This is a genomic window from Streptococcus sp. Marseille-Q5986, from assembly GCF_946902915.1.
Lineage (GTDB): Bacteria > Bacillota > Bacilli > Lactobacillales > Streptococcaceae > Streptococcus.
In genome coordinates this window covers 140,567-158,473 of sequence record NZ_CAMPPY010000004.1, presented here as the reverse complement: position 1 = coordinate 158,473, position 17,907 = coordinate 140,567, and the positions used below count along the sequence as shown (strand labels likewise).

Genomic DNA, 17,907 nt, shown 5'->3' with positions numbered 1-17,907 from the left:
GAAATAAAGCACATTTTACTATATAATAATACTCATATAGAAAATACTTTTAGAAAGATGCCTATGCTCCCATATCCATTCTCGTATTTTACTAGTATCTGGGGATTTCGTAAGCCCCTATCAAAACGTTTCGAACTTAACTGGTTTCAGCTTCTCTTTACTAGCATTTTCCTCATTAGCTTGTCTATGGTTCCAATTGCCATTCAAAACAGCTCACAGGAGACTTATCCATTAGAAGCCTTTATCGATAATGTTTACACACCGCTGACAGATGAAGCGATCATGGATTTGTCAGAGAATGCACAAATCGTAGATGGAAAGCTGAACTACCCAGGTACTAAGAATCAGCAGCCTTCTCTTCTGATCGGTCCAAGCCAGAATAAGGAATTGCCAAAGGACCTACAACTTCACTTTGATACTGAAGAACTGGTCATCAGCAAGGAAAGCAAGGAACTGACTCGTATTCGCTACCACGCGATTCAAACGAAGAGTTTCCAGAGTAAGGAAAGTTTAACCCAGGATATTTCTAAAGATTGGTACCAACAAAACCGATCCTATATCAGTCTCTTTCTAGTTCTTGGTGCAAGCTTCCTCTTTGGATTGAATTTCTTCATTGTCTCTCTTGGGGCTAGCTTTCTCCTTTATATCACTAAAAAATCACGCCTCTTTTCATTTAGAACCTTTAAAGAGTGCTATCATTTTATCTTGAACTGTTTAGGATTACCAACTCTGATCACGCTTATTTTGGGACTTTTTGGTCAAAATATGTCAACCCTTGTCACTGTACAAAACATTCTTTTTGTTCTTTATCTGGTCACCATTTTTTACAAGACACATTTCCGTGATTCAAATTATCATAAATAGGAGATTTTTATGCCCGTTACGATTAAAGACGTGGCCAAGGCAGCAGGGGTCTCACCTTCAACTGTTACCCGCGTCATTCAAAACAAATCAACGATTAGTGATGAAACCAAAAAACGAGTTCGCAAGGCGATGAAGGAGCTCAACTACCATCCCAATCTCAATGCTCGTAGCTTGGTAAGTAGCTATACTCAAGTTATCGGCCTAGTGCTCCCTGACGACTCAGATGCCTTTTACCAAAATCCCTTCTTCCCATCTGTCCTACGGGGGATCGCCCAAGTGGCATCTGAGAACCACTATGCTATTCAGATTGCAACGGGGAAAGATGCAAAAGAACGGCTCAAGGCTATTTCCCAGATGGTCTTTGGTAAGCGTGTAGATGGTTTGATTTTTCTCTACGCCCAAGAAGAGGACCCTTTGGTTAAGTTAGTAGCAGATGAGCAGTTCCCTTTCCTCATTCTCGGAAAATCCACTTCACCTTTCATCCCCCTTGTCGACAACGATAATGTTCAAGCCGGCTTTGATGCGACTGAATATTTCATCAAAAAAGGCTGCAAACGCATTGCCTTTATCGGAGGAAGCAAAAAGCTCTTCGTGACCAAAGACCGTTTAACAGGCTATGAACAGGCTCTTAAACATTACAAACTTACCACTGACAACAATCGCATCTACTTTGCAGACGAATTTCTGGAAGAAAAGGGCTATAAATTTAGCAAGCGATTATTCAAGCACGATCCACAAATTGATGCCATTATCACAACCGATAGTCTCCTAGCCGAAGGAGTTTGTGACTACATCAGTAAGCATCAGCTAAAGGTTCCTGTCTTGAGTTTCGACTCTATCAATCCTCGACTTGACCTTGTAGCTTATGTGGATATCAATATCCTGGAACTTGGGCGCGTTTCCTTTGAAACCATTCTCCAGATCATCAACGATGCTAAAAACAATAAACAGATTTGTTACCGCCAGTTGATTGGACACAAAATTATCGAAAAATAAAGACCAGCCCCAAGGCTGGTCTTTTGAGTATTATTAATTGTCTGTTTCTACGAATCGTCCTAGTATGTGGACATTTTCGGATACAGAGACAAAGGCTGCCGGATCGACCTGTTTCATGATGTGTTTAAAATCATTAAACTCTGCTCGTGTGATAACCGTAATCAAGACTGCTTTTCTCTCATGATTATAGGTTCCTTCTGCATCGTGGATCATGGTTGCTCCGCGGTGCAATTTTTTATGGATTTTCTCAATTACCTTGTCTGGATGATTGGTCACAATCATAGCCTGCATGCGTTTTTGCTTGGTAAAGACTGCATCTGTCACACGGCTAGAGACAAAGATGGTAATCATAGAATAGAGGGCGTAAAGGTCAAACCTGCTATCAGCATAATCATCCCATTTACCAAGAAAGAAATGCTACCGACATTCTTACCTGTCTTCTTTCTAATGGTCAGACTGACGATATCTGTACCACCGCTAGAAATATTGTTACGGAGTGCAAAACCAATCCCCAAGCCCATGACAACACCACCGAAAAGGGCATTGATAATAGGGTCCTCCGTCAAGGTTGCCACAGGGATAAACTGGATAAAGAAGGAACTCATGGACACCGTGATAAAGGTAAAGACAGTGAACTTATGGCCAATCTGATACCAGGCCAAGACCATCAAAGGAAAATTAATAGCGTAGAAGGTCAGCGAAATCGGAATATGAAACCCAAACCAGTGATGACTCAAGGCAGAGATAATCTGTGCCAGACCTGTCGCACCACTCGAATAAACATGCCCTGGTTGGAAAAAGAAATTGACTGCTACTGCTGACAAAAATCCATAGACCAGAGAGGCCGAAATCTTTTCATCATATTTTTCCCGAGAGATACTTTGTAAAACTCGTAAGATTTTTATCTGATAAGCAAAGCGGCGCAGATAATAGCGCCACCGCTTAATTCGTTTTGCTTGTTTCATCTTCTTCTACTTGTAAGCTGAGTTCCTCTAGTTGTTTGAGAGCGACTGTTGATGGAGCTTGTGTCATTGGGTCAGTTGCCTTGTTGTTCTTAGGAAAGGCAATGACTTCACGGATATTTTCTTCTCCTGCAAGCAACATGACAAAACGGTCAAGACCGATAGCCAAGCCACCGTGTGGTGGGAAACCATAGTCCATGGCTTCAAGAAGGAAGCCAAACTGGTCATTTGTTTCTTCAGCTGAGAAACCAAGAGCCTTAAACATGCGTTCTTGAAGGTCTTTTTGGTTGATACGAAGGCTACCACCACCAAGCTCATAACCGTTCAAAACGATATCGTAGGCAATGGCACGAACCTTAGCCAAATCACCTTCTAATTCGTGAGCTGTTTCTTCCTGTGGAAGGGTAAATGGATGGTGGGCGCTCATGTAGCGGCCTTCTTCTTCAGACCATTCAAACATCGGCCAGTCAACCACCCAAAGGAAATTGAATTTATCGTTATCAATCAGCCCAAGCTCTTTAGCAATACGTCCACGAAGGGCGCCTAGTGTTGCATTCGCCACTTCAAGCGTATCCGCCACAAAGAGAACCAAGTCCTTATCTTCAAGAGCAAGCGCTGTTGTCAAGTCTGCTTGAATGCCAGTCAAGAACTTGGCAACTGGTCCGTTTAATTCTCCATCCGCAACCTTGACCCAAGCAAGACCTTTGGCACCGTATTGTTTGGCTACTTCCGTCATCTTGTCGATATCTTTACGTGAATAGTTGTCCGCAACTCCTTTAACCACAATGGCTTTCACAGCAGGTGCTTCTGAGAAGACTTTGAAATCAACACCCTTGACCACTTCTGTCAAGTCCTGAAGCAACATGTCAAAGCGCGTATCAGGCTTATCAGAACCGTAAAGAGCCATAGCATCGTCATACTTCATACGAGGGAATGGAAGTGTCACGTCGATGCCTTTGGTTTCTTTCATCACGCGCACAATCAAGCCTTCTGTGATATCTTGGATTTCTTGCTCAGTAAGGAAAGATGTTTCCAAATCGACCTGGGTAAACTCAGGCTGACGGTCACCACGCAAGTCCTCGTCACGGAAACATTTAACGATTTGATAATAACGGTCAAAACCAGCATTCATCAAGAGTTGTTTCGTGATTTGTGGACTTTGAGGAAGAGCATAGAAATGCCCCTTATTGACACGAGATGGCACCAAATAGTCACGCGCCCCTTCTGGCGTTGACTTAGAAAGGAATGGCGTCTCCACGTCGATAAATTCCAACTCATCCAAGTAATTACGGATAGAGTGAGTCACCTTAGCACGAAGTTTAAGATTTTCCAACATTTCTGGACGACGAAGGTCAAGGTAACGGTAACGCAAACGTGTATCGTCATTGGCCTCAATACCATCCTTAATCTCAAAAGGCGTTGTTTTAGCTGTATTAAGCACCGTCAAAGCTGCCACGTTCAACTCAACCGCGCCAGTTGGCAACTTATCATTAGCTTGCTCACGCGCAACGACTTGACCAGTCACCTCGATAACAAATTCGCTACGAAGGCTTTCAGCTGTTACCATAACCTCTGCAGAGACTTTTTCAGGGTTAATAACCAACTGCATGATCCCTTCACGGTCACGAAGGTCAATAAAGATCAAACCACCCAAGTCACGACGACGGCCAACCCATCCTTTCAAGGTCATTTCTTGTCCGATGTGTTTCTCACGAACACGACCAGCATACATACTACGTTTCATGTTTTCTCTCCTCTTTTATTCTGTTACTATTTTACCATAAAAGCGCAGGCACTTCATGAAAATCAGCAGAAAAGTTTAATTGTCTTTAGAAATCAAAACGAACAGGCAAAAAATCCGATGAAAACGTCATCGGATTCCCTAAATATGATTTTTAACCTTTTTTACGCTTTTCAGCAATCTCAGCTGCCTTTTTAGGTAGAACAATCTCCGTCGCATAAGCCGAAGCAAAACGCAAGACACCTGCAATAGGGGCAAAAACGACTGCTAGATAGTTGTAAAAGAAATCGCCTTTAAAGGCATAGGCAAGTGCCCCAATAATAAAGAAGAGAACGACCGCCTGTATCACTGCTAATAAAATTACTCGTTTCATGTGACCTCCTGACTCTATTATAGCATGAGTATCATCAAAAAGCCGATTAAATTATTCAAAGCGTGGAGAGAAATGCTGTAAAGAAGACCTTTTCGGCTCACATAAGCCAGACCCAAACTCAATCCCAGACTAACATAGACTAAAAACTGTTGCAAAGTCCCTGGAAAATGAATCAAGGCAAAAAGCACACTTGATACGAGGAGAAATAGAGCTGTCTGTTTGCTGTTGTTCTGTTTAGGAAAGAGATAACGCGCCAGCATTCCTCTAAAGATGAATTCTTCCGTCAGAGGAGCAAAGACCACTACCATAAAGAAACCAAAGACAGGCTGAGCGATTGTCAGTTGAGATACAATTTGTTGATTGACCGATGGATCATCTGGTAAAAAGAACTGGGCTGTAATCGCCACTAGCAAAACCAGGGTTGGCAACCAAATATAACGATTAAAAGCCGTTGTCTGCATGCTAACCTTTTCTGTCTGATACCATCTGTAAACTCCATAAACATAGACCCCTGACAGGGCGATATAGAGTGGCAAAACTCCAAAGATCGAAGCCCCTAGTCCAAGAGCTGACAGCGCCATACTCTGAACCATACCATAGCCAAAGAAAAAGGATAGAACAGCTAGAAAAAACCAGCCAAGGTTTTTAAGTAGTTTCATAGATAACTCCTTTATTTAAAATAACGTTTTACCATGGGTAACTGCATCACATTGATATAAACATGGATAGCTCCGACAAGCAAGAAAGCTAGTAACTGAATCTCTCCTGTCAATAAAGAAAAGATATCAATCAGAAAGTAGAGACCTGGCAAGACATACTGATTTAATTGGAATAAAATTCGAAAACTCTGTTCCAAATTAGCCTGACGCTCCCCTTCATCATAAGAATTTACGTACTCTAAGACATCCTTTGGTGTAGAGAAAAATGCCAAATCAAACTGACGAACGATTCCAATGGTTTTATATAGATATTTTTGAGCACTGAAAATCATCACTAATGTCAAAAAAGAAAGAGATAAGGTTAGATGACTTACATTTAGTATCATTACTTCACTTCCTGAAATGAAGAGAGACAATAAAATCGCTACACCTGTAATATTAAATGCAATGGTTCCAAACTCAAGATTACGATACATTTGCACATAATAGCTTTCATTCAGATTATCATCCATTTCCTCTTGATACAAAGAGTGAAATTTTCTGCTTTTCTTTAAGAAATTGAATGTCAAAAGAATGCTAATGAAACCTAACACTAAACAAATAGCTGATATCCATGGTATCAATACTTTTACATCTAAAATAATTGCGTGGGATTCAGCACGTGCCTTAAACATCCCTACAAACATGCCCCAGAAAGCTCCCAAGACAACAGGCATCAAAAATAACAATCCACGTTTCTTTTTCATATTCATTCTCCTTTTTCACTTGCTAGGTTTTTGGATTTCTTTTCAAGCCAGTCAATTACTGGGATGAGAGCAAAGTAGACCCAAATAAATTGGTCACTTTGATAAGGATTAAACCAGCCTAAGTCCATCCCAATCAGTAGAAATACGCTGACTAATAAAGCTATGGCAACTACATAATAGATCACTTTATACTTGTTCATCACTCGTCCTCCTCCAAGCGAAATACCGATTCGACTGTTTCGTTGAAAATCTGAGATATTTTCAAGGCGATCACAATGGACGGGGTGTATTCGTCTCGTTCTAATAGACTGATGGTCTGTCTGGAAACCCCTGCTAACTTGGCCAGTTCGGTTTGATTGAGGTCATCGCGAGCCCGAAGCTCTTTTAGACGATTTTTTAGTTGCATGTTACACACCTACTCTCCGTCAAATTCAACGGTTTGGATATCCTCAATACATTGCAACTTGAATTTTTCTTTGCCCTTTTTATCAACACGACGTAGCTTGTCCCACTCCTCATCAACATCCACAACTTCCCAGTTGTCTGTGCCAAATAATTGTCCAACGATTGTTGGTTTTTCCCAATCAATTCTTTTAAAATTCTTGACATTTCTATATTTCCTTTCTCTTTTCTTTCGATTACCTTTAACCTCTTCTCTAACCGCTTGATTTTCTTAGATTGACTCATATAAATCAAGACGAGAAAAGGAAACAAAATCCATACCCACATGTGGCTCCCTCCTATTTCTTAACTTGCTTACATTGTAACACATCTTTTTCTTTTTGACAAACATATTTGTCAAAAAGTTTATGATTTTTGTCATTTTGAAAAAGAAAAAGGTCAGGAATAAATTCCTGACCAGTTTATCTATCATTAATACTCTTCGAAAATCTCTTCAAACCACGTCCGCTTCACCTTGCCGTACTCAAGTACAGCCTGCAGCTAGCTTCCTAGTTTGCTTTTTGATTTTCATTGAGTATAAAAGCCTAATTTTTCAAAGATTTCTGAGAAGTTTTGGCTGATGGTCTCAAGGGACACTTGCACTTCTTCTCGTGTTTGGTTGTTCTTAACCGTCACTTGTCCGCTTTCGACTTCGCTCTCTCCTAGCGTGATGAGGGTCTTAGCCGCAAAGACATCGGCTGACTTGAACTGAGCTTTGAGTTTACGGTTGAGGTAATCACGCTCTGCTTTGAACCCTTGTTGGCGAAGGGCTTGTACCAATTCCAAGGCCTTGACATTTGCTCCTTCACCCAAGACTGCGATATAGATATCCAGGGTGTTTTCGATAGGGAGGACCACACCTTGCTTTTCAAGAATGAGAAGCAGGCGCTCTACACCAAGTCCAAAACCAAATCCAGCAGTTTCAGGACCACCAAAGTAAGAAACCAGTCCATCGTAGCGACCACCTGCACAGACCGTCAAGTCATTGCCCTCAATCTCAGTGATAAATTCGAAAATGGTGTGGTTGTAGTAGTCCAGACCACGCACCATATTAGTATCGATGATATAGTCTACTCCAAGATTTTCCAACATCTGACGCACAGCATCAAAATGAGCTTGGCTTTCTTCATCAAGGAAGTCCAAGATAGAAGGTGCATTCTCTACAGCCACCTTATCTTCTTTTTCCTTAGAGTCCAAGACACGAAGAGGATTTTCCTCTAAACGACGTTGGCTATCCTTAGACAAAGTCTCCTTGAGTGGTGTCAAATAGTCAATTAAGGCCTGACGGTAGGCTGCACGGCTCTCAGGATTTCCAAGAGTGTTGAGGTACAATTTGACACCTTGGATACCTATTTCTTTCAAGAAATGGGCTGCCATAGCGATTGTTTCCACATCGGTCGCTGGATTGCTAGAGCCAAAACACTCAACACCAATCTGGTGGAACTGGCGCAAGCGCCCTGCCTGTGGACGCTCATAACGAAACATAGGTCCCATGTAGTAGAATTTACTTGGCTTTTGCACTTCTGGGGCAAAGAGTTTATTTTCCACATAGGAACGAACAACTGGCGCAGTTCCTTCTGGACGGAGGGTAATATGGCGGTCACCCTTATCATAGAAATCATACATTTCCTTGGTTACGATATCGGTTGTGTCCCCGACAGAGCGACTGATAACCTCGTAATGCTCAAAAATAGGCGTGCGCACTTCTGCGTAGTTATAGCGCTTGAAAATTTCACGAGCAAAGCCCTCAACGTACTGCCACTTAGCAGACTCAGCAGGCAAGATATCCTGCGTTCCTTTTGGTTTTTGTAATTTCATAGGGAATCCTCTTTAAACTTAATAGTCTCATTTTACCATAAATAGAGGGATTAAAACAGTAAGAGAAGAAAATCTCGAAAGAGTCTTTTCAGAAATTCATCAAAAACTTGCTAAATTGTCAGAATTATGAGAAAATAGAGGATATTTATCAGGTGGAGGGACTGCTATGAGAGACGATATCAAAATCAATGACCGTGCTTTGGCCTTACAAGACCAAATTATCGAAAAACTAGCGAAGGTTTTTGATACAGATGTGGAATTGGATGTGTACAATCTAGGATTGATTTATGAAGTCAATCTGGATGATACGGGTCTCTGCAAGATTGTCATGACCTTCACCGATACTGCCTGTGATTGCGCCGAAAGCCTGCCTATCGAAATCGTCGCAGGTCTGAAACAAATCGAGGGTATCGAAGATGTCAAGGTTGAAGTTACCTGGTCGCCTGCTTGGAAAATCACACGAATCAGTCGCTACGGCCGAATTGCCCTTGGACTGCCACCTCGTTAATACTCTTCAAACCACGTCAGCGTCGGCTTGTCGTAGTACGGTTACTGACTTCGTCAGTTCTATCCACAACCTCAAAACAGTGTTTTGAGCAACCTGCGCCTAGCTTTCTAGTTTGCTCTTCGATTTTTATTGAGTATAAGCAGGCAAATTACTTTTGGAGATGAAAAGAAGCAAGCCGAGATTGGCTTGCTTTTTAAGTTTATTTTTTACCTGACTTGTCCATATTCCAGAAGTCTGTCACGGCTCCGCGTGAAGCAGATGATACGATGTGGGCGTATTTACCGAGGACACCACGGCTATAAAGTGGTGGCAAGGTTGTTTCTGCCTTGCGTTTTTCAAGTTCTTCTTCGGATACTGCCATGGAAATTTCTTTGGTATCTTGGTCAACCGTAACGATATCGCCTGTACGGAGGTAGGCAATCGGTCCACCATCCTGAGCTTCAGGAGCGATATGTCCAACAACCAGACCATAAGTACCACCAGAGAAACGGCCATCCGTCAAGAGGGCAACCTTGTCTCCTTGACCTTTACCAACGATCATCGATGAAAGTGACAGCATCTCAGGCATACCAGGACCACCCTTAGGCCCAACGAAACGAACAACGACTACATCGCCATCAACGATTTCATCTGTCAGAACGGCCTGAATCGCATCTTCTTCTGAGTCAAAGACCTTAGCTGGACCAACGTGACGACGCACTTTCACACCTGATACCTTGGCAACCGCACCGTCAGGGGCAAGGTTCCCGTTCAAGATGATAAGCGGACCGTCCGCACGTTTTGGATTTTCAAGTGGCATAATAACTTTTTGACCTGGTGTAAGGTCTGCAAAGTCAGCTAAGTTCTCAGCAACAGTCTTACCAGTACATGTAATGCGGTCTCCATGAAGGAAACCATTCGCCAACAAGTACTTCATAACCGCAGGAACACCACCAACTTCGTAGAGGTCTTGGAAGACATACTGACCAGAAGGTTTCAAGTCTGCCAAGTGAGGCACACGCTCTTGGATCGTATTGAAGTCCTCAAGTGACAAGTCAACATTGGCAGCATGGGCAATGGCAAGCAAGTGAAGAGTGGCGTTTGTAGAACCACCGAGAGCCATAGTTACAGTGATAGCATCTTCAAAGGCTTCACGAGTCAAGATATCTGATGGCTTGAGACCAAGCTCCAGCATCTTAACAACAGCACGTCCTGCTGCTTCGATATCTTCTTTCTTATCAGCTGATTCAGCTGGGTGAGAGGATGACCCTGGCAAACTCATCCCTAGAACTTCGATAGCAGTCGCCATGGTATTAGCAGTGTACATACCACCACAACCACCAGGCCCAGGGCAAGCATTACATTCAAGACGTTTTACGTCCTCAGCTGTCATGTCACCGTGGTTCCATTTTCCGATACCCTCAAAAACAGAAACCAAGTCAATATCTTTGCCATCAAGATTTCCCGGTGCAATGGTTCCACCATAAGCGAAAATAGCTGGAATATCCATATTGGCAATGGCAATCATAGAACCAGGCATGTTCTTGTCACAGCCACCGATAGCAACGAAGGCATCTACGTTGTGGCCACCCATAGCCGCCTCGATTGAGTCCGCAATAATATCACGAGATGTCAAAGAAAAACGCATACCAGGCGTTCCCATGGCAATCCCGTCCGCTACAGTAATAGTCCCAAACTGTACAGGCCAAGCACCTGCCGATTTGACACCCTCTTTAGCTAATTTCCCAAAATCATACAAGTGAATGTTACATGGTGTATTTTCCGCCCAAGTCGAAATCACTCCCACAATCGGTGTTTCAAAGTCCTTATCTGTCATACCAGTCGCACGAAGCATGGCACGGTTAGGTGATTTAACCATGCTATCATAAATGCTACTGCGGTGACGTTTATCTAATTCAGTCATCTTATCCCTCCCATTTCAGTTTTTACTATTATAGCACAATTTTCGCATGAAGAACAAAAGAATCTTGAATTTTCAGAAAATTCTATATGCATATGAACATTTAAAATTAAAAACAACAAAGCGGATCAGGGCACTTTCTGATGACCAGAATATGCTTTTTAATCCACTTGCTTTAAATAACGTAATGTAATTTTTACAGAAATTCTTTCAGATAAGTGTATTTAACATCTATCTTGCATTATAAAACTCTAAAACTTTCTCTTTTATATTCGATTCACTCAAACCATACTCATTAAGAAGATAATCCATTTTCCCTACTTGACCGAATCTTTCTTGAACACCCATCCGATGAATTTTTGTTATTCCATCATCAGAGAATAATTCACATAAAGCACTGCCAATTCCACCTATCTGATTGTGGTTTTCTACAGTAAATATAGTTTTTCCACTTAACATTGTTTTGATCTGTTCTGGTATCGGTTTGATTCTAAATAAATCTATCACACCTACTGAATAACCTAATTTAGACAGTTCATCCGCAACTCGAATACTTGGAGCAACCATTATGCCAGAAGCAACTATTACAATATCTTCACCGTGTCTTAACTCAATGTAGCCTTTAGAGAAATCTTCTCCACCTTGATATACAGCCTCTGGAGCTTTTCTAATTGTTCGAATATATTTTAGTCCTTTTAATTCTAATGTCTGGTTCAAGATTTCACGAAATTGGATATCATCAGTTGCTTCAAAAATAATCGATTTAGGAATTAAACGTAACAATCCAATGTCTTCAAATGGCATATGTGTTCCACCATTCATCTCTGCCGTTACTCCTGCATCTGAGCCAATCACAGTAGCATCCAATTGTGCGTATCCAAGAGAAATAAATAATTGATCAAATACCCTTCGTGAGGCAAAAGGGCCAAATGTATGAAGATAAGGTCTAAACCCCTGAATAGACAACCCTGCTGCAAGCCCGACCATTTCTGCTTCCATAATTCCAACATTCACATAACGGTCTCCAAAGTCCTTTTCAAGATTATTAGTAACCATCGAACTTGACAAATCGGCTTCTAAAACTACTATATCAGAATAACTTTGGTTAGTCTCTAGAAGGAAATCTTTATACACATGTCGTAATTCTTTTGTACTTCTCATCATTCTGTTTCCTCCAATTCCTGACTTAATCTTTCTACAACTGAAGTTAACATTTGTCTCTCCTCTACAGTAGGGCGAAGATGATGATTGGATTTCATTTCTTCCAGCTCTCGAACTCCTTGACCTTTAATAGTGTCTAATACAATACACTTAGGGGAGGAATTATTTGACTGTTTTAATTGGATAATCCCTTCATAAATTTCTCTAATATCTGAACCATTGACCCTAATGGATTCAAATCCAAATGCTGAGAATTTTTCTACAAAATCACCTGGATTACAAATATCCTTTGTAAAACCATCTAATTGTTTTTTGTTATCGTCTACAAATACAATTAAATTAGACAACTGTTGATGAGAAGCAAACTGTATAGCCTCCCAACATTGTCCCTCATTTAACTCACCATCTCCAACAATAGCATAGGTATAAAAGAGACTTTTTCTTATTCTCTGACCATATGCAAGTCCGGTTGCAACACTAATTCCCTGTCCTAAAGAGCCAGTTGTCATATCTATGCCCGGCGTTAGATTTCTATCAGGATGAGACGGTAATTTGGTTCCATTTGTATTTAAAGAATATAAGAATTCTTTGTCAAAGAAACCATTCAAATAGAGTGTGCTGTACAAAGCTGGTCCAGCATGTCCCTTGGATAAAACAAAATAATCTCTATCTCGTGATGCAAATATTTCTGGAGTCATCGGCATTATTTCACCATAAAGCACTGCTAAAACTTCTACTATAGATAGACTCCCTCCATAATGGCCGAATCCAAGATGATTCAATGTTCTAAGAGTATTTAATCGGATTTTTGTTGCAAATTTTCTTAACTCATCTTCTCTATTTTCACTTAAAATCATCACTTATTCCTCCTTTGCAGATGGCTTTTTAATAAAGGATACTCCAAACATAACTGCTAGAATAAGAACAATACCAATAACAATGCCTGCTTGTGAGCCAAATTGATTCAACATTCCTAAAATAATTCCTGATAGACCAAAATCTGCATCTGAGAAAGTTGATCCTTGGAAACCAAGTCCTCCCAAAACTGGCATTAAAAAGACTGGAAGAAAACTGATTAAAATACCTTGTAAAAATGCTCCAATAGTGGCTCCACGAACACCACCAGATGCATTCCCAATGACACCTGCAGTCGCTCCACAGAAGAAATGAGGCACAACACCTGGTAAGATAACAACCGTTCCTGAAGCAATCATAATTGCCATACTTACTAAACCACCAACAAAACTAGAGATAAATCCAATTAGAACTGCATTGGGTGCATAAGTATAAACAATCGGACAATCCAAAGCAGGTTTTGAATTAGGTACAAGACGCTCTGAAATACCTTTAAAGGCTGGAACAATTTCACCCAAAATAAGGCGAACACCTGCTAAAATAACAAATACCCCTGCTGCAAATTGACCTGCTAATTGTAAAGCATAAACTAGACCACTTGTACCACTACTGATTTCTTTTTCTATATATTCTGACCCTGCAAAGATAGCTACAATAATGTAAATAACTGCCATGGATAAAGTAATACTAACAGTGCTATCACGTAAAAAAGCTAAACTCTTTGGAAATTTAATGTCCTCTGTTGATTTTGATTTGTCACCGATAAGGCTACCAGTAAAACCACTCAACCAATATCCCAAAGAACTGAAATGACCTAAAGCCACCTTGTCATTTCCAGTTAATTGAACCATATATTTTTGCACAAATGCTGGGGAAATACTCATAATAATACCGAGTGCTAATCCTCCTAGTAAGATAAGAGGCAAGCTAGTAAAGCCAGCAACTGATAAAATGACCGCAATCATACACGCCATATATAGAGTGTGGTGCCCTGTTAAAAAGATATATTTAAATCGAGTAAAACGAGCGATTAAGATATTGAACACCATGCCTGCAAACATAATCATTGCAGTAGCTGAGCCATATGTTGTTAAAGCTACAGCTACAATTGCTTCATTATTCGGCACAACGCCAGATAAATGAAAAGCATGTTCAAACATGGTACCAAATGGATTCAAAGAATTTTGTACAATTCCTGCACCACCAGATACAACTAAGAAACCAACAAAGGTCTTAATTCCACCTTTAATAATATCAGGTAATTTCTTCTTCTGAAGAACTAATCCTAAGATTGCAATTAAAGCTACTAAAATAGCTGGTGTACTAACAATATCCAATATGAACTTCATCATGACGCTAGCCTCCTATATAAGTCCTTTTTCTTCACAAATTTTAGTAATTAATTCTCGTAGTTCGTCCATATCAATAATACTATTTAAGATACGAACATCTCCAAGATGACTAGCTGAATCAGCTAGATCACGACCAACAATCCAAATATCAGCTGCATTTGGATCTGCTCCACCTAAATCATAATGTTCAACTTCTACATCCGAAACATTCAAATCACTCAATACAGATTCAATATTCATCTGTACCATAAAACTTGAACCTAATCCTGAACCACAAGCTGTACCAATTTTTAACATTATCTAATCCTCCTGTTTAATTATCATTTTAATGTCATCATAGTTTTTTGATGATATTAAAGTTTGAACATGATTTTTATCTCTTAAAATTGTTGTTAAATGTGACAAAGCCTTTAAATGACTCTCATTATCAATGGCTGCAATACAAATCAACAATCTTACCTCTTGTTCTGGATTGTCCAATAAATAAATCGGTTCTTCCAAAACTAACATTGACATTCCTATTTCATTCACACCTTCATCTGGCCGAGCGTGAGGAATTGCTACTCCCTTCCCTAAATTAATAAAAGGCCCAAACTCTTCTACTTTTCGAATCATTGCCTCAGGATAGTTCTCAGTTACCTTATGTTGATCCAAAAGCGGTTTAGCTGCTAAACGAATCGCCTCCTTCCATCCTAATTTTTGCGAACTAACCTGATAGGTTTCTTTGGTAATAAGTTGTTCTAGCACTGGTACAATTTCCTTTCTATCATTTTTTTGATAAAGATAATTCTTTAACGCCAATCTTAATTCCAATTCTTGTGTAATAATTCCATATCTTTTGACAATATTCAGGATTTGTTCAATCTCAAAATCTCCATACTCTAAATTCGGAAAATCTTTTAACACTAGTTCTACTAGTTGTATTGCTTGCTCTTCAGTCATCATAACCGAAACTAGATAATTTGGCTTTTCTGTCTCCACCTTTATGGTAGAAAAAACCATATCATAGTCACTACTAGCTTTCACCTGTAAATCATCAATCTTTGAGGTTCCTATAAACTCAATTTGAGGAAATAATGCTAATAGATTCTCTTTTAACATCAATGAAGAACTAACACCATTAGGACAAATGATTGCTGCTTTATACCATTTTTGAGGCAAAGTATCTGCTTTCTTTAAATAACCTCCGAAATGGATAACAAAATATGCTGTTTCACTATCAGGTATGGGATTGTCAATAGCGTCCATCAAGGGCATCAAAGAATCTTTGACTAATTCAAATAAATCAGGATAATGTTCTTTAACATGCAATACATATTCATTTGAACTAGGTAGGCCGAACTTTAATCTATAGTAAGCCGGTATAAGGTGGCGGCGAAGATTTTCTCTCAATCCTTCCCTTTGTTTAAAATGTAACAAAGAAATATCTTCCATTCTACTTATAATAGCCTCTGTTAATTGATTAAAGTAAACCGGAGCAACATCTACTTCACCTTCAAAGCAACTTGATAATAAAACTGTGATATAGCGATAATCATCCTCAGAAAACACCGTATCTATAATTCCCAAATCAACCACTGTATCCAATAAAATAGTGGTTATATCTTGAATAACAGGAGATACTAATGTCTCTGAAAGACATACTCTTTCAACATCCCTTTGATACCTACACAGAATGAATACTAAACCGAAAAGGCAAACTTTTAATTGATTCACAATAGGTACTATCTGCAGCTTTTCATAATAATCTTTAACCACCTGATCAATCAAATCATAAGTTAATGAATAGCCCCAACTAGATAAAACATAATCCAAACCCCAAATCCCTATGGAGGATTCCAGCAACTCACTAACCATTTGAAAAGCTAAACGGTGCTTATTCCACTCTGAACCATGTAAAGTATAACCTTTTGCTCTACTGTACCCTAGCTCCAAATCATTATCTAACATACTCTTTCTTAATGATTGAATATCAGATAAAGTTGTATTCTTACTTACTTTCAAAAAGTCTTGGTAATGATTATTCGATATAAAATCTAATCGGCAAAAAGTATAAAGATAGATTAATGCTAAGCGTGTCGACTTTGGTAAAACCAATTCATCCGACTTAATAATATCTGTCAAAGACTGCTTCGTACGATTTGATAAACTATAGCGACCTTGTTTTTTATCCAGCACTATCCCTTTATTAGCTAGATAAGGCACTAAATAATCTATTCCTTCTTTGACTTCCTTTATAGGTAAGCTCACCTTAACAGATAATTCATATAATGATAGCTCACAATGATCTATCAAAGTCATCAAAATAACTAGTGCTCTATAATCGAACATTTCTCTTCCTTTCTAACTACAATTATAGTGTAAAAGTTATAAGAATAAAAGAGTATTTCAGCCCAATATAATCTCACCTCCTACAAGTAAGTATTGGGCTGAAACTTTTTAGTGATTATTCTTCAACTTTCTATTGACTTTATAAATTAAAGTGATATCATTTAGATATCAAACAATAGGAGGTCATTCTTATGACTGAAAAACTCATCAATTCAAAACCAAATGGTGTATTCGCATTGATTCTCATTGAGTTGACACTCGTACTTGGTGTCTTTATATTTATAATGGGTGCTGGTTCGGAAAACATTTTTGGAATTATTATCGGACTTTTATTAAGCTTAATTGCAGGCCTAGCTCATGCTGGTTTAAAAGTTGTCAAACCTCAGGAAGCTCTGGTTTTGACCCTTTTTGGTAACTATACAGGTACCATCAAAGAACCTGGTTTTTACTTTGTCAATCCCTTCAGCGTAGCAGTTAACCCTGCAAACCACACTCGACTTGGACAAAGTGGTGACGTTAGCACAAAATCTCCTTTTTCAGGGATGAAATCATCAAATGGCAATGATGTAAATATTGAAATTGGCAAGAAACAGATTTCCCTCAAGGTTATGACCTTGAACAATTCTCGCCAAAAAATCAATGATTGTCTAGGAAATCCTGTAGAAATCGGTATCGCGGTAACTTGGAGAGTTGTCGATACTGCTAAGGCAGTCTTCAACGTTGATAACTACAAAGAATATCTTTCATTGCAATGTGATAGCGCCCTCCGTAATATTGTCCGCATCTACCCTTACGATGTGTCTCCCAATGTAGATACTACAGGTGATGGACAAGCAGATGAAGGGAGTCTCCGTGGCTCTAGTGAAATTGTAGCTAACCGTATTCGTGAAGAAATCCAAAGTCGTGTTGAGGATGCTGGCTTGGAAATCCTTGAAGCACGTATTACTTACCTAGCTTACGCTCCAGAAATTGCTGCTGTCATGCTTCAACGTCAACAAGCATCTGCCATTATTGATGCACGGAAGATGATTGTAGACGGTGCTGTAGGAATGGTTGAAATGGCACTAGAACGTCTCAATGAAGGGGAATTGGTAGAGCTTGATGAAGAACGAAAAGCTGCCATGGTTTCAAATCTCCTAGTCGTTCTCTGTGGCAATCATGATGCACAACCAATTGTCAACACAGGAAGTCTTTACTAAA

Annotated in this window: 17 protein-coding genes and 2 pseudogenes; 4 read left to right on the top strand and 15 right to left on the bottom strand. The window is 39.7% G+C overall.

The window, feature by feature from the left end:
- The first annotated feature begins 63 nt into the window (after nucleotides 1-63).
- Nucleotides 64-864: a DUF1189 domain-containing protein gene (locus OVN21_RS07590; protein WP_267247942.1), complete on the top strand. Its 801-nt coding sequence runs from the start codon at nucleotides 64-66 to the stop codon at nucleotides 862-864.
- Nucleotides 865-873: 9 nt separating this feature from the next.
- Nucleotides 874-1,860, top strand: a complete 987-nt coding sequence (locus OVN21_RS07585; RefSeq protein ID WP_267247941.1) for a LacI family DNA-binding transcriptional regulator — start codon at nucleotides 874-876, stop codon at nucleotides 1,858-1,860.
- 33 nt (nucleotides 1,861-1,893) lie between these two features.
- On the opposite strand, the pseudogene OVN21_RS07580 reads toward OVN21_RS07585, so the two are convergent.
- The 9 genes and pseudogenes from OVN21_RS07580 to hisS all read right to left on the bottom strand — a co-directional run bounded on the left by OVN21_RS07580 (nucleotide 1,894) and on the right by hisS (nucleotide 8,600).
- A pseudogene (locus tag OVN21_RS07580) lies at nucleotides 1,894-2,825 on the bottom strand (YitT family protein).
- Entirely contained in the window at nucleotides 2,803-4,566 is a 1,764-nt protein-coding gene (gene aspS / locus OVN21_RS07575) for an aspartate--tRNA ligase (protein WP_267247940.1), read from the bottom strand. Before aspS ends, OVN21_RS07580 begins: the two are co-directional and overlap by 23 nt.
- 151 nt (nucleotides 4,567-4,717) lie before the next feature.
- Nucleotides 4,718-4,936 carry a hypothetical protein gene (locus tag OVN21_RS07570; protein WP_000832176.1) on the bottom strand — a complete coding sequence of 73 codons (219 nt, stop codon included), beginning with the start codon at nucleotides 4,934-4,936 and terminating at the stop codon, nucleotides 4,718-4,720.
- A gap of 17 nt (nucleotides 4,937-4,953) precedes the next feature.
- Nucleotides 4,954-5,595, bottom strand: a complete 642-nt coding sequence (locus tag OVN21_RS07565) for a CPBP family intramembrane glutamic endopeptidase (RefSeq protein ID WP_267247939.1) — start codon at nucleotides 5,593-5,595, stop codon at nucleotides 4,954-4,956.
- An 11-nt stretch (nucleotides 5,596-5,606) separates the two neighbouring features.
- Nucleotides 5,607-6,341 carry a DUF3169 family protein gene (locus OVN21_RS07560; protein WP_267247938.1) on the bottom strand — a complete coding sequence of 245 codons (735 nt, stop codon included), beginning with the start codon at nucleotides 6,339-6,341 and terminating at the stop codon, nucleotides 5,607-5,609.
- A gap of 2 nt (nucleotides 6,342-6,343) precedes the next feature.
- Nucleotides 6,344-6,541 carry a hypothetical protein gene (locus OVN21_RS07555; RefSeq protein ID WP_267247937.1) on the bottom strand — a complete coding sequence of 66 codons (198 nt, stop codon included), beginning with the start codon at nucleotides 6,539-6,541 and terminating at the stop codon, nucleotides 6,344-6,346.
- Complete coding sequence (locus OVN21_RS07550; RefSeq protein ID WP_267247999.1) at nucleotides 6,541-6,747, bottom strand: helix-turn-helix transcriptional regulator; 207 nt, start codon at nucleotides 6,745-6,747, stop codon at nucleotides 6,541-6,543. The genes OVN21_RS07555 and OVN21_RS07550 overlap by 1 nt, the downstream gene beginning before the upstream one ends.
- A gap of 9 nt (nucleotides 6,748-6,756) precedes the next feature.
- Nucleotides 6,757-7,070 (bottom strand): annotated as a pseudogene (locus tag OVN21_RS07545) (hypothetical protein).
- 240 nt (nucleotides 7,071-7,310) lie between these two features.
- Nucleotides 7,311-8,600, bottom strand: a complete 1,290-nt coding sequence (gene hisS / locus OVN21_RS07540) for a histidine--tRNA ligase (RefSeq protein ID WP_267247936.1) — start codon at nucleotides 8,598-8,600, stop codon at nucleotides 7,311-7,313.
- 166 nt (nucleotides 8,601-8,766) lie between these two features.
- Between hisS and OVN21_RS07535 the strand changes: the two genes are divergently transcribed.
- Nucleotides 8,767-9,108, top strand: a complete 342-nt coding sequence (locus OVN21_RS07535) for a metal-sulfur cluster assembly factor (protein ID WP_267247935.1) — start codon at nucleotides 8,767-8,769, stop codon at nucleotides 9,106-9,108.
- 199 nt (nucleotides 9,109-9,307) lie between these two features.
- On the opposite strand, the gene ilvD is transcribed toward OVN21_RS07535, so the two are convergent.
- From ilvD to OVN21_RS07505, 6 genes are all read right to left on the bottom strand, one after another.
- Entirely contained in the window at nucleotides 9,308-11,011 is a 1,704-nt protein-coding gene (gene ilvD, locus OVN21_RS07530; RefSeq protein ID WP_267247934.1) for a dihydroxy-acid dehydratase, read from the bottom strand.
- A gap of 228 nt (nucleotides 11,012-11,239) precedes the next feature.
- Nucleotides 11,240-12,172, bottom strand: a complete 933-nt coding sequence (locus OVN21_RS07525) for a transketolase family protein (RefSeq protein WP_267247933.1) — start codon at nucleotides 12,170-12,172, stop codon at nucleotides 11,240-11,242.
- Nucleotides 12,169-13,026, bottom strand: a complete 858-nt coding sequence (locus OVN21_RS07520; RefSeq protein ID WP_267247932.1) for a transketolase — start codon at nucleotides 13,024-13,026, stop codon at nucleotides 12,169-12,171. The genes OVN21_RS07525 and OVN21_RS07520 overlap by 4 nt, the downstream gene beginning before the upstream one ends.
- A gap of 3 nt (nucleotides 13,027-13,029) precedes the next feature.
- Nucleotides 13,030-14,376, bottom strand: a complete 1,347-nt coding sequence (locus OVN21_RS07515; protein WP_138024850.1) for a PTS ascorbate transporter subunit IIC — start codon at nucleotides 14,374-14,376, stop codon at nucleotides 13,030-13,032.
- Between the two features lie 12 nt (nucleotides 14,377-14,388).
- Nucleotides 14,389-14,673: a PTS sugar transporter subunit IIB gene (locus OVN21_RS07510; RefSeq protein ID WP_000912474.1), complete on the bottom strand. Its 285-nt coding sequence runs from the start codon at nucleotides 14,671-14,673 to the stop codon at nucleotides 14,389-14,391.
- A 3-nt stretch (nucleotides 14,674-14,676) separates the two neighbouring features.
- A complete protein-coding gene (locus tag OVN21_RS07505) occupies nucleotides 14,677-16,707 on the bottom strand; it encodes a BglG family transcription antiterminator (protein ID WP_267247930.1) in 2,031 nt (676 codons plus the stop codon).
- 191 nt (nucleotides 16,708-16,898) lie between these two features.
- Between OVN21_RS07505 and OVN21_RS07500 the strand changes: the two genes are divergently transcribed.
- Entirely contained in the window at nucleotides 16,899-17,906 is a 1,008-nt protein-coding gene (locus OVN21_RS07500) for an SPFH domain-containing protein (protein ID WP_138336870.1), read from the top strand.
- Nucleotide 17,907 lies beyond the last annotated feature (1 nt).